Genomic DNA, 11,871 nt, shown 5'->3' on the forward strand with positions numbered 1-11,871 from the left:
ATTACGGGGACGGCTCTCAAGAGGGCTCTCGAGAAGCCGGTGACTCGCCGCACGAGCGGCGTACGACGAGCCGGGCGGGGAGGGTGACGGACTTGGGGGGCCGTCCCTCGATGCGGTCGACCAGGGCCCGTACGGCGGCCCGGCCCAGCTCGCCCGTGGGCTGGGCGATCGCGGTGATCGGCGGATCGGTGTGCACGAACCACGGGATGTCGTCGAACGCGGCCAGTGCGATGTCGTCCGGTACGCGCAGTCCACGCGCGCGTACGGCGTCCAGCGCGCCGAGCGCCATCAGGTTGTCGGCGGCGAAGACGACCTCGGGCGGCTCGGGCAGGTCGAGGAACCCCTCGGTGACCCGCCGCCCGCTCTCGGCCTGGAAGTCGCCCTGGCCCGTGTAGGCCTCGGGCAGTTCGAGGCCGTACGCGCCGAGCGCCTCCCGGAAGGCCTCGACACGCTCCCGCCCGGTCGTGGTGGCCGCCGGCCCCGCGATGATCGCGAGCCGCCGGTGCCCCAGCCCGTGCAGATGCGCGACGAGATCCCGTACGGCCGCCTCTCCGTCCGCCCGCACCACCGGCACGTCGACACCCGGGATCCACCGGTCGACGAACACCATGGGCGTCCCGGCCCGTACGGCGTCCAGCATCAGCGGCGAGCCGCCGTCCGTGGGGGAGACCAGCAGCCCGTCGATACGGCGGTCCAGCAGGTTCCGTACGTGATGGTCCTGCAGGTCGGGCCGCTCGTCGGCGTTGCCGATGATGACGCTGTAGCCGAGCGCGCGGGCCTCCTCCTCGACGGAGCGGGCCAGTTCGGTGAAGTAGGGGTTCATCACGTCGCTGATGACCAGGCCGAGGGTGTGGGTCTGGTCGGTCCGCAGGGAACGGGCGACGGCGTTCGGACGGTAGCCCAGCGCCTCGACTGCGGTCAGCACACGCGCGCGTGCGTCGGCACTGACCGACGGATGGTCGTTCAGGACGCGCGAGACCGTGGCGACGGAGACCCCCGCCTCGGCAGCGACGTCCTTGATGCTCGCCATCGCCGCTCCACCTCCTCGTGGAATCGATTACACGACTCGTGCAGGAGGATTGGAATCGATTACACATCTCTTAATCAAGCCCTCAACCACATCCCGAAACCGGATCGTGATGAAGCGGGATGGGGTGGAGCCGAGGTGGCGGCGGGGCCTATGCGCGAGAGGGCCGGCTCAGGCCGGACGTGACGCGATCGAGCGCCGCCCGGCCTGCGGCGGACGCCTGAAAGCGTGCCCGCCGCTGCCGGTCGGTCGTATCCACTGTCGTCACGCGGCCTGCGGTTCGACCTGTGCCGCCGCAAGTTCGCACCACACGTACTTCCCCCGGTTGCCGTGCCTCGACAGCGGGTGCCAGCCCCACAGGTCGGAGCAGGCCCGCACCAGCACCAGTCCTCGCCCGTCCTCCGCCTCGCCGAGCCGCGCCAACGGCACGGGCGGCTCGGGCGGTTCGGGGTCCGCGTCCCACGCCCCGAGCCGCAACGTCCCCGGCGGCGCCCAGCGCACGCGCAATGCAGCCGGCCCCTTCGTATGCCGTACGGCGTTGGTGACCAGCTCGGTGGCGAGCAGTTCGGCGACGTCGACGAGACCGATCAGTCCGTGCGCGGTGAGGATCAGACGGAGGGTGCGGCGACTGATGGTGACGGCGCGCGGGTCGTTGGGGATGGAGAGGCAGTACTCCCAGGGTTCTGGGGTGGTTTCGGGCATGCGTCAACTCCGGTTGGGTGGTGGGGGGTTGGTGGCGGTGGCATCGCCGCAACCGTCGTCACTCGGGCAGGGCAGGACGGAGCGGTGCACTTCCGCAGAGTGTGCGTCTCGTCACTGACGGTAGATCTAAATGTAGGGACGTGGCAAGCTGATCGCGTAATCCGCTGCTGCAAAGAAGGGTCGTTCGATGGTGAAGAGGCGCGAACCGACGGCACGTCAGCTGCGCCTGGCGACCGAGTTGCGCAAGCTCCGTGAGGCTGCGGGCTTCACCTCCCGCCAGGCGGCGTCACTGCTCGGTGTGAGTCCTGCTCAGATCACTCACATCGAGTCCGCGCTCGCGGGGGTCAGCGAGCAGAGGATCCGGCGCCTCGCGTCCCACTACGCCTGTACGGATGAGGAGTTCATCAACGCCCTGGTCGCGATGGCCACCGACCGCACACGGGGGTGGTGGGAGGAGTACCGGGGCCTGCTGCCCACGCCGTTCCTGGACCTCTCCGAGTTGGAGCACCACGCCCGGTTCCAGCGGCACGTGGCCATCCTGTACGTGCCCGGCCTGTTGCAGACCGAGGACTATTCCCGTGCCGTCTTCCGGTCCAGGCTGCCCGAACTCACCAGCGAAGAGGTCGAGTTGCGCATCCAGCATCGAAAGGCGCGCCAGCAGTTCACTATCCCGTACGAGGCGGTGATCCACGAAGCGGCCCTCCGGATCAGGGTCAGTGACCGAGCCGTCTCAAGGGCCCAACTGGCCCGGCTTGTTGAGCTTTCCGAAGCGGACCACATCACCGTTCGTGTCATCCCCTTCGACCTAGACGGTTTTGCCAGTGCCGCAAGCACGATGACGTACGTGGGCGGCCCCGTGCCCAAGCTGGACACGGTCGTCCGCGACGCGCTGCACGGCTCGGCCTTCATGGATTCCGAGGCCCAGCTCAACACGTACCGAACGGGCTTTCGTAAAGTGGAGGACGCGTCACTCGACCCCGAACAGTCGCGCGAGTTCATCCACAGGCTGACGAAGGAACTGTGAGGTCCCCATGGACAATTGGCGGAAGTCGTCCTACTCGGGCCCCGGCGACGGCAACGAGTGCGTGGAGATAGCCACCACCCCCACCCACACCGCCGTCCGCGACTCAAAGGCCCCCACCCGAGCCACCCTCACCTTCCCCGCCCCCTCCTTCACCACGTTCCTCGAAGCCCTGAAGAAGCACCCCCGCCCCCGACCCTGATACGAGTCAAGGCGTCGGTGCCACCCCGCCCAGCAGGTCCGTGAGCTCCTGCGCAGTCTCCGTCACCCGGCGCCCGATCTCCGGTAGCCGGTCATGGGTCACCCGAGACGCGGGGCCCGAGATGCTGATCGCCGTGACGACCATGCCCGCGTGGTTGAAAGCCGGCGCGGCCACGCAGCGGATGTCGAGTTCGTTCTCCACGTCGTCGATGGCGTAGCCGCGCTCGCGGATCACGGCGAGGTCGGCGCGGAGCCCTTCCGGGGACGTGATCGTGGCCGGCGTGCGGGCGGGGAGGCCGGCCGCGATCACCTTGTCGAGGGTCTCGTCGGCCGCGTGCGCGAGGAACGCCTTGCCGGTCGCCGTGCAGTACGCCGGCTGGCGCCCGCCCACGCGGGAGTGCATGCGTACGGCCTGCGGGCTCTCCACCTTGTCGATGTAGACGATCTCCGGCGGGTCGAAGCTGACCAGGTGCACGGCCTCGCGCGCCTCCTGGGCGAGCCGGTGCAGCAGGGGTGACGCCGTGCGCCGGATGTCCAGCCGCTCCAGGTAGACCTGCCCGAGTAGAGCGTTCTGCGGGCCGAGCCGGTAGTGGCCGTTCTCCGGGTCCTGGTCGACCAGGCGGGTGTCCCGCAGGGGGGCCAGGAGACGCAACACCGTGCTCTTGCTCAGCTGGAGACCGGTGGCGAGGTCGGTGAGGGACGTGCCATGGGGGTGGCCGTCGTCCTCGGCCAGGTACATCAGGATGCTCAGCGCGCGCCGCAGGGAGGACGAGGAGTTGCGGCGGGGTTCGGGGGCGTCCGGGGCGTCTGGGGTCACGCGGCGCACCTTACCGTACTGCATTGCAAAACTGAATGTTACATATTGAAATCCACCGTTGACGGCTCTGAGGGTCGGGGCTAATTTCTCCGCAACGCAATGCGAAACGCAGTTTTGCATTGCAGAACACTCGTTTTTTAGTCCCCGCCCCGCCTCCCCCTCGCACCCTCCTGGAAGGGAACTCATGTGATGAGACTTCGTCACGGTACCCGCAACCTAATGGCGATTTGTATCGGTGTGACCGCTGTCGCATCCCTGTCCGCCTGCACGTCCGCCTCCGCCGGTACCTCCGGCACGGCCTCCGGCCGGCAGTCCTCCACGCTCCAGGACGTCATCAAGCGCGGCACCCTCAACGTGGCCAGCTGCCTGACGTTCCCGCCGTTCGGCTCGATGGACAAGAGCAACAAGCCGCAGGGCTTCGACGTCGACGTGGCCACCGCCATGGCCACCGCGCTCGGCGTCAAGGTGCACATCGTCGACACCACCTCCGCCAACCGCATCCCGAACCTGCAGACCAAGAAGGTCGACGCGGTGGTCTGCAACTTCACCACCACGGCCGAGCGGGCGAAGCAGGTCGCCTTCAGCGATCCGTACATCGTCGCGGGCGAGGTGCTGCTGGTGAAGAAGTCCAGCGGCATCAACGCCCTCAAGGACCTCACCGGCAAGACGGTCGCCGTCACCAAGGGCTCCACCAACGGCGATGCCGTCACGGCCGGCAACCCCAAGGCGAAGATCCAGGAGTACGACACCTCCTCCGCCGCCGTCCTCGCGGTGAAGCAGGGCCAGGCCGACGCGATGGTCGAGGACTCCAACTTCCTCAACTACCAGGCCAAGCAGGACCCCTCACTGAAGGTCACCAAGGACTCCGTGGTGCCGCTGGAGTACAACGGCATCGGCGTGCCGCTCGGCGACGCCACCTGGCTGCAGTGGGTCAACACGTGGCTGCGGGAGTTCAACACCTCCGGGCAGGCCGCCGACCTCTACAAGAAGTGGTTCGGCGTCAGCCGCCCCTACCCGCTCGACCCGTCCTACTGAGTCCCGGCCGGGCGGCGGGGTCCTTCCCGCTGCCCCGGGAGGAGTCCCATGTTCGTCGACTGGAGCTACGCCCTCCGGGACTGGCCCACGTATCTGGACGCCGCCTGGCTGTCCCTGAGACTGTCGCTGGAAGCCTTCGTGCTCGCCTCAGCCCTCGGTCTGCTCGGCGCACTCGCCCGCGGATCCCGCCTCCTCGTGCTGCGCGCGCCCGCCGCCGTCTACGTCGAGGTCATCCGCAACACCCCCGTACTGCTGCAGATGTTCGTCGCCTACTTCGCACTCCCCTCGGCCGGCCTCCGGCTGAGCCCGGTGCAGGCGGGCGTACTCGCCCTCGGCGTGAACGTCGGCGCGTACCTCACCGAGATCTTCCGCGCCGGCATCCAGGCCGTCCCGCGCGGCCAGCGCGAGGCCGCCCGGGTGCTCGCTCTCAGCCCGGTCCGAACCTTCGCGCACGTCGTACTGCCGCAGGCGCTGCGCAACGTCTACCCGGCCGTCGTCAACCAGCTGGTGCAGATCATCCTCGGCTCGTCCCTGCTGTCCGCCATCTCGGTGCCCGAACTGACCGGAACCTCCATGGTCATCAACTCCCGCACCCTGCTGACCGTCCAGGTCTTCGGGATCGCCGCCGTGCTCTACCTGATCCTCACCAACGCGGTGGTCGTGGTGGCAGGGCTCGTCGGCCGCGTCGCCTTCAAGCCCCCGCTGCGGCCCGCCGCGCGGCCGCGTGCGCTGAGTGCCGTACGACGTCTGGTGGCCGCCCGGCCCGCCCCGAAGGAGGTCTGAGATGGACTGGTCCGTCATCTGGTCCAACCGCGAGCTGTACCTCTCCGGGCTGTGGGCCACCGTCCTGCTCTCGCTCGCCGCGATCGCCACCGGTACGCTCCTCGGCCTGGTCGTCGCCGCGATCCGCACCAGCCGCGTCCCGGTGCTGGCCCAGTTCGCCCGTGGCTATCTGGAGGTCTTCCGCGGCACCCCGCTGCTCATCCAGATGCTGTTCATCTACTTCGGCGCCGCCTACCTGAGCGGCTTCGGAATCACCATCTTCGGCGCCGCCCTGCTCGCCCTCACCCTCTACCAGGGCGCCTACATCGCCGAGATCTTCCGGGCCGGCATCGAGGCGGTGCCGCGCGGCCAGTGGGAGGCGGCGCGGGTGCTGGGGCTGAGCCGGGGGCGGACGTTCGTGAGCGTCGTACTGCCCCAGACCCGGGCGATCGTCCTGCCGCCGCTGGTCGGCCAGTACCTCTCCCTGATCAAGGACACCTCCATCGCCGTGGTCATCGGCTACGTCGAACTGGTCCGCCAGGGCCAGGCCGTCATCGACCGCATGGGCGACCCGGCGACCTCGTACGTCGCCGTCGCCGTCCTCTACTTCGTCATCTGCTACCCGCTGTCGCTCCTCGTGCGGCACATGGAGCGAAAGGCCGTCACCGCATGATGATCACCGATCCCGCCGCACAGCAGAAGGCGGTGGCCGCCGCCCGGATCTCCCTCTCCGGCGTGCACAAGCGCTTCGGCGACCTGGAGGTCCTCAAGGGCGTCGACATCGACGTGGAGCCGGGCGAGGTCGTCGTCCTCATCGGCGCCAGCGGCTCCGGCAAGTCCACCCTGCTGCGCATCATGTGCGACCTGGAGCGCGCCGACAGCGGTGAGGTCTGGGTGAACGGCGTACCGCTGCACGACCGCAAGCGCGCCCCCGAGATCTTCGGCCATGTGGGCATGGTCTTCCAGCAGTTCAACCTGTTCCCGCACAAGACCGCCCTCGGCAACGTCACCCTCGCCCTGCTCAAGGTGCGGGGGCTCTCCCGCGCGGAGGCCGAGGAGCGTGGCCGGGCGGCCCTGAAGCGGGTCGGGCTCTCCGAGAAGGCCGACTCCTATCCCGCCCAGCTCTCCGGCGGCCAGCAGCAGCGCGTCGCCATCGCCCGCGCGCTCGCCATGGACCCCGCGATCATGTTCTTCGACGAGCCGACCTCCGCCCTCGACCCCGAACTCGTAGGCGAGGTCACCGGTGTCATGCGCTCCCTCGCCGAGGACGGCATGACCATGGTCGTCGTCACCCACGAGATGCGCTTCGCCAAGGACACCGCCGACCGCGTCGTATTCATGGACGGCGGTGTCGTCCTCGAACAGGGCCCGCCTGAGCAGGTGTTCGGAAACCCGGCCCAGCAGCGCACGCAGCAGTTCCTGCACCGGGTTCTGGACACATGAGGGGCGATTGCGCCGATGGCGGTTGTGGCGTGGACGTGGTCTGCGTCGGCGAGACCATGGCCGTGCTGGGTCCTGCCGACGCCGCCCACCCCCTCGCCCACCAGACAATCCTTGCCCTCTCCGTCGGCGGCGCCGAGTCCAACGTGGCCTGCGCCCTGGTCGCCCTCGGGCACCGCGCGGCCTGGCTGGGCCGGGTGGGCGACGATCCGCTCGGCCGGCGCGTCCTCGACGACCTGGCCGGCCGCGGCGTGGACGTCTCCGCCGCCCGGACCGACGTCGAGCGGCCGACCGGCGTCTACTTCAAGGACCCCGGCGCCGACGGCACCGGCGTCCACTACTACCGCCGCGGCTCGGCCGCCTCCGCCATGGACCCGTCTGTGGCCGCCCTGCCGTTGCTCCACCGGGCCCGGGTCCTGCACCTCTCTGGGATCACCGCTGCCCTCTCGGACAGCTGCGCCGAACTGCTCACCCACCTCGTTGTCCGCCGCGCCGTCCCCGGGCCGCTGATCTCCTTCGACGTCAACCACCGCCCGTCCCTGTGGCGGGACCGACCGAAGGACGCGGCCCCCGTACTCCTCGGACTGGCCCGCGCCGCCGACCTGGTGTTCGTCGGACGCGACGAGGCCGAGACGCTGTGGGGCACCCGCACCCCCGCAGACGTCCGCGACCTGCTCGGCCCCGGCCGGACCCTCGTCGTCAAGGACGCCGGGTACGGCGCGACGGCGTACGGCGCCGACGGCACCGAGGCCTTCGTCCCCGCCCCGGACGCCCGGATCGTCGAACGGGTGGGCGCCGGCGACGCCTTCGCCGCCGGTTACCTGGCGGCCCTCCTCGAAGGCCGTACCCCCGAAGCCGGCCTGCGCCTGGGCCACCTGGCCGCCGTCGCGGCCCTGGCCACGCGTGAGGACGTCCCGGCCGCCCTGCCCCGGGACACCCTCTTCGTTCCGCTGTGTCAGACCCCACCGGTACCGTCGGATCATGGCTCAACAGGCGGGGAACCCCACGGGTGAACGGCGACTGGCCGTACTCGAAGGCGTACTCGAACGCATCACCTACGCCAACGAGGAGAACGGCTACACGGTCGCGCGCGTCGACACCGGCCGGGGCGGCGGCGACCTCCTCACGGTCGTCGGCGCGCTGCTCGGCGCCCAGGTGGGGGAGTCCCTGCGGATGGAGGGCCGCTGGGGCTCGCACCCGCAGTACGGCAAGCAGTTCACCGTCGAGAACTACACGACCGTCCTGCCGGCCACCGTCCAGGGCATCCGCCGCTACCTCGGCTCGGGTCTCGTCAAGGGCATCGGACCCGTCTTCGCCGACCGCATCACCCAGCACTTCGGCCTGGACACCCTCCAGATCATCGAGGAGGAGCCGAAGCGGCTGATCGAGGTCCCCGGCCTCGGCCCGAAGCGCACCAAGAAGATCGCCGACGCCTGGGAGGAACAGAAGGCGATCAAGGAGGTCATGCTCTTCCTCCAGACGGTGGAGGTGTCCACGTCCATCGCCGTCCGGATCTACAAGAAGTACGGCGACGCCTCGATCTCCGTCGTCAAGAACCAGCCGTACCGCCTCGCCGCCGACGTCTGGGGCATCGGCTTCCTCACCGCCGACAAGATCGCCCAGTCCGTCGGCATCCCGCACGACAGCCCGGAGCGCGTGAAGGCCGGCCTGCAGTACGCCCTGTCGCAGGCCACCGACCAGGGCAACTGCTATCTCCCCGAGGAGCGGCTGATCGCCGACGCGGTGAAGCTGCTGCAGGTCGACACGGGTCTGGTCATCGAGTGCCTCGCCGAACTGGCCGCACCTCCCGAGGACGGCGAGGACCCCGGTGCCGTGCGGGAGAAGGTGCCCGGGGAGCACGGGGAAGCGGTCACCGCCGTCTACCTCGTCCCCTTCCACCGTGCCGAACTCTCCCTCTCCGCCCAGCTGTTGCGCCTCCTGCGCACCGACGAGGACCGGATGCCCGGCTTCCACGACGTGGCCTGGGACAAGGCGCTCGGCTGGCTCAAGGCCCGCACCGGCGCCGATCTCGCCCCCGAGCAGGAGGCCGCCGTCAAGCTGGCGCTCACCAAGAGGGTGGCCGTCCTGACCGGCGGCCCCGGCTGCGGCAAGTCCTTCACGGTCCGGTCGATCGTGGAGCTGGCGCGGGCGAAGAAGGCGCGCGTCGTCCTCGCCGCCCCCACCGGCCGTGCCGCCAAGCGCCTCGCCGAGCTCACGGGCGCCGAGGCCTCCACCGTCCACCGCCTGCTGGAGCTCAAGCCCGGCGGCGACGCGGCGTACGACAAGGACCGCCCGCTCCAGGCCGACCTGGTGGTCGTCGACGAGGCCTCCATGCTGGACCTGCTGCTCGCCAACAAACTGGTGAAGGCGGTCCCGCCGGGGGCGCATCTGTTGTTCGTGGGGGATGTCGACCAGTTGCCCAGCGTGGGCGCGGGCGAGGTGCTGAGGGACCTGCTCGTGGACGGCAGTCCCATCCCCGCGGTGCGCCTCACGCGCGTGTTCCGCCAGGCCCAGCAGTCCGGCGTCGTCACCAACGCGCACCGGATCAACGCCGGGCAGCACCCGGTCACCGACGGCATGAAGGACTTCTTCCTCTTCGTCGAGGACGACACCGAGGAGGCCGGCCGGCTCACCGTGGACGTGGCCGCCCGTCGTATTCCGGCCAAGTTCGGCCTCGACCCACGCCGGGACGTCCAGGTGCTCGCGCCCATGCACAGGGGCCCCGCCGGCGCCGGCAACCTCAACGGCCTGCTCCAGCAGGCCATCACACCCGGCCGCCCGGACCTGCCGGAGAAGCGGTTCGGCGGCCGGGTCTTCCGCGTCGGCGACAAGGTCACCCAGATTCGCAACAATTACGAGAAGGGAAAGAACGGTGTCTTCAACGGCACCGTGGGCGTAGTCACCTCACTCGACCCGGTCGACCAGCGCCTCACGGTGCTGACCGACGAGGACGAGGAGGTGCCGTACGAATTCGACGAACTGGACGAGCTGGCGCACGCATACGCGGTGACCATTCACCGCTCCCAGGGGAGCGAATATCCGGCAGTGGTGATCCCGGTCACCACCGGCGCCTGGATGATGCTCCAGCGGAACCTGCTCTACACGGCGGTCACCCGCGCCAAGAAGCTTGTCGTGCTCGTCGGCTCGCGCAAGGCGATCGGCCAGGCGGTGCGCACGGTGTCGGCCGGACGGCGTTGCACCGCACTCGACTTCCGGCTCTCACCAGGCCTCCTTGAGGTGTGAGGCGCAGGGCTGAGGCAGGGATCACAAAAAATGATCGATCAAATGAGTCGCGAAGGTCACAGAGCACTTCCGGATGGGGAATCAAGGGGGCAGGATGAGCAAGTTGGCGGCACTCAGTGCCGCCGATAGGCCCGATGGTCGACCCCGAGTGCACTCTCCTGAGCCAATTGGGGGAAGGTAGAGACAGTCAGGGCAACCTCGAAGATGAGGCACTACGTCGGTGAGGGAAGACGTGAGCGACAACTCTGTAGTACTGCGGTACGGCGACGGCGAGTACACCTACCCGGTGATCGACAGCACCGTCGGCGACAAGGGCTTCGACATCGGGAAGCTCCGCGCCCAGACCGGGCTGGTGACCCTGGACAGCGGTTACGGGAACACCGCCGCCTATAAATCCGCCGTCACCTACCTCGACGGCGAGGCGGGGATCCTCCGGTACCGCGGCTACCCGATCGAGCAGCTCGCCGAGCGCTCGACGTTCCTGGAGGTCGCCTACCTGCTGATCAACGGTGAGCTTCCGACCGTCGACGAGCTCTCCGTGTTCAAGAACGACATCACGCAGCACACCCTGCTGCACGAGGACGTCAAGAACTTCTACAAGGGCTTCCCGCGCGACGCCCATCCGATGGCCATGCTGTCGTCGGTCGTCTCCGCGCTGTCCACCTTCTACCAGGACAGCCACAACCCCTTCGACGAGAAGCAGCGCAACCTCTCGACGATCCGTCTGCTCGCCAAGCTTCCGACGATCGCGGCGTACGCGTACAAGAAGTCGATCGGTCACCCGTTCGTCTACCCGCGCAACGACCTCGGCTACGTCGAGAACTTCCTCCGGATGACCTTCTCGGTCCCGGCGCAGGAGTACGAGCTCGACCCGGTCGTCGTCTCGGCCCTGGACAAGCTCCTCATCCTGCACGCCGACCACGAGCAGAACTGTTCGACGTCGACGGTCCGTCTGGTGGGCTCGTCCCAGGCGAACATGTTCGCGTCGATCTCGGCCGGCATCAACGCGCTCTGGGGCCCGCTGCACGGCGGCGCCAACCAGTCCGTGCTCGAGATGCTCGAGGGCATCCAGGCCAACGGCGGCGACGTCGACTCCTTCATCCGCAAGGTGAAGAACAAGGAGGACGGCGTCCGCCTGATGGGCTTCGGCCACCGGGTGTACAAGTCCTTCGACCCGCGCGCCAAGATCATCAAGGCGGCGGCGCACGACGTCCTCTCGGCCCTCGGCAAGTCCGACGAGCTGCTGGACATCGCGCTCAAGCTGGAGGAGCACGCGCTCTCGGACGACTACTTCGTCTCGCGCAACCTCTACCCGAACGTCGACTTCTACACCGGCCTGATCTACCGCGCCATGGGCTTCCCGACCGAGATGTTCACGGTCCTGTTCGCCCTCGGCCGCCTCCCGGGCTGGATCGCCCAGTGGCACGAAATGATCAAGGAGCCCGGCTCCCGCATCGGCCGCCCCCGCCAGATCTACACGGGCGTGGTCGAGCGCGACTTCGTGCCGGTCGAGGAGCGCTGACACCTGCCGGTGGGGGCGCCGCTCCAGTGGTGCCCCGCCGCTGATCGTGCCCGTTGGTATTGGCCGTGGCCGTCCTTCCTTGTGTAGTGCGCCGGCGGTCG

Annotated in this window: 12 protein-coding genes; 9 read left to right on the plus strand and 3 right to left on the minus strand. The window is 69.0% G+C overall.

Annotated features, from left to right (window positions below; all coding sequences use genetic code 11):
* Positions 1-16 precede the first annotated feature (16 nt).
* On the minus strand, positions 17-1,030 hold the full coding sequence (locus ABZ880_RS05810) for a LacI family DNA-binding transcriptional regulator (protein WP_361257452.1): 1,014 nt from the start codon (positions 1,028-1,030) through the stop codon (positions 17-19).
* A gap of 261 nt (positions 1,031-1,291) precedes the next feature.
* Complete coding sequence (locus tag ABZ880_RS05815) at positions 1,292-1,729, minus strand: ATP-binding protein (protein ID WP_361257455.1); 438 nt, start codon at positions 1,727-1,729, stop codon at positions 1,292-1,294.
* Between the two features lie 187 nt (positions 1,730-1,916).
* Between ABZ880_RS05815 and ABZ880_RS05820 the strand changes: the two genes are divergently transcribed.
* Both ABZ880_RS05820 and ABZ880_RS05825 read left to right on the plus strand, forming a co-directional pair.
* Complete coding sequence (locus ABZ880_RS05820; RefSeq protein ID WP_361257458.1) at positions 1,917-2,753, plus strand: helix-turn-helix transcriptional regulator; 837 nt, start codon at positions 1,917-1,919, stop codon at positions 2,751-2,753.
* Between the two features lie 7 nt (positions 2,754-2,760).
* A complete protein-coding gene (locus ABZ880_RS05825; protein ID WP_361257461.1) occupies positions 2,761-2,952 on the plus strand; it encodes a DUF397 domain-containing protein in 192 nt (63 codons plus the stop codon).
* A 6-nt stretch (positions 2,953-2,958) separates the two neighbouring features.
* Here the strand turns inward: ABZ880_RS05825 and ABZ880_RS05830 are convergent, their stop codons facing one another.
* Positions 2,959-3,768: an IclR family transcriptional regulator gene (locus ABZ880_RS05830; protein WP_361257464.1), complete on the minus strand. Its 810-nt coding sequence runs from the start codon at positions 3,766-3,768 to the stop codon at positions 2,959-2,961.
* A 237-nt stretch (positions 3,769-4,005) separates the two neighbouring features.
* Between ABZ880_RS05830 and ABZ880_RS05835 the strand changes: the two genes are divergently transcribed.
* From ABZ880_RS05835 to ABZ880_RS05865, 7 genes are all read left to right on the plus strand, one after another.
* Complete coding sequence (locus ABZ880_RS05835) at positions 4,006-4,803, plus strand: transporter substrate-binding domain-containing protein (RefSeq protein ID WP_361257466.1); 798 nt, start codon at positions 4,006-4,008, stop codon at positions 4,801-4,803.
* Positions 4,804-4,851: 48 nt separating this feature from the next.
* Positions 4,852-5,586, plus strand: coding sequence for an amino acid ABC transporter permease (locus tag ABZ880_RS05840; protein ID WP_361257469.1), 735 nt, complete (start codon positions 4,852-4,854; stop codon positions 5,584-5,586).
* Between the two features lies 1 nt (position 5,587).
* Positions 5,588-6,238, plus strand: coding sequence for an amino acid ABC transporter permease (locus ABZ880_RS05845; RefSeq protein WP_361257472.1), 651 nt, complete (start codon positions 5,588-5,590; stop codon positions 6,236-6,238).
* On the plus strand, positions 6,238-7,008 hold the full coding sequence (locus tag ABZ880_RS05850; protein ID WP_361258168.1) for an amino acid ABC transporter ATP-binding protein: 771 nt from the start codon (positions 6,238-6,240) through the stop codon (positions 7,006-7,008). Before ABZ880_RS05845 ends, ABZ880_RS05850 begins: the two co-directional genes overlap by 1 nt.
* 29 nt (positions 7,009-7,037) lie before the next feature.
* Positions 7,038-8,018: a sugar kinase gene (locus ABZ880_RS05855; RefSeq protein ID WP_361257475.1), complete on the plus strand. Its 981-nt coding sequence runs from the start codon at positions 7,038-7,040 to the stop codon at positions 8,016-8,018.
* Complete coding sequence (locus ABZ880_RS05860; RefSeq protein WP_361257478.1) at positions 7,987-10,248, plus strand: ATP-dependent RecD-like DNA helicase; 2,262 nt, start codon at positions 7,987-7,989, stop codon at positions 10,246-10,248. The genes ABZ880_RS05855 and ABZ880_RS05860 overlap by 32 nt, the downstream gene beginning before the upstream one ends.
* Before the next feature lie 232 nt (positions 10,249-10,480).
* Positions 10,481-11,770 (plus strand): citrate synthase, encoded by a 1,290-nt coding sequence (locus ABZ880_RS05865; protein ID WP_361257481.1) that lies wholly within the window; start codon positions 10,481-10,483, stop codon positions 11,768-11,770.
* Positions 11,771-11,871 lie beyond the last annotated feature (101 nt).

The organism is Streptomyces sp. NPDC047043, assembly GCF_040644055.1.
Classification (GTDB): Bacteria; Actinomycetota; Actinomycetes; order Streptomycetales; family Streptomycetaceae; genus Streptomyces.

Excerpts from the sequence above, each read along its gene's own strand:
- ABZ880_RS05810 (WP_361257452.1), bottom strand. The coding sequence starts at position 1,030 with ATGGCGAGCATCAAGGACGTCGCTGCCGAGGCGGGGGTCTCCGTCGCC.
- ABZ880_RS05815 (WP_361257455.1), bottom strand. The coding sequence starts at position 1,729 with ATGCCCGAAACCACCCCAGAACCCTGGGAGTACTGCCTCTCCATCCCC.
- ABZ880_RS05820 (WP_361257458.1), top strand. The coding sequence starts at position 1,917 with ATGGTGAAGAGGCGCGAACCGACGGCACGTCAGCTGCGCCTGGCGACC.
- ABZ880_RS05825 (WP_361257461.1), top strand. The coding sequence starts at position 2,761 with ATGGACAATTGGCGGAAGTCGTCCTACTCGGGCCCCGGCGACGGCAAC.
- ABZ880_RS05840 (WP_361257469.1), top strand. The coding sequence starts at position 4,852 with ATGTTCGTCGACTGGAGCTACGCCCTCCGGGACTGGCCCACGTATCTG.
- ABZ880_RS05845 (WP_361257472.1), top strand. The coding sequence starts at position 5,588 with ATGGACTGGTCCGTCATCTGGTCCAACCGCGAGCTGTACCTCTCCGGG.
- ABZ880_RS05850 (WP_361258168.1), top strand. The coding sequence starts at position 6,238 with ATGATCACCGATCCCGCCGCACAGCAGAAGGCGGTGGCCGCCGCCCGG.
- ABZ880_RS05860 (WP_361257478.1), top strand. The coding sequence starts at position 7,987 with ATGGCTCAACAGGCGGGGAACCCCACGGGTGAACGGCGACTGGCCGTA.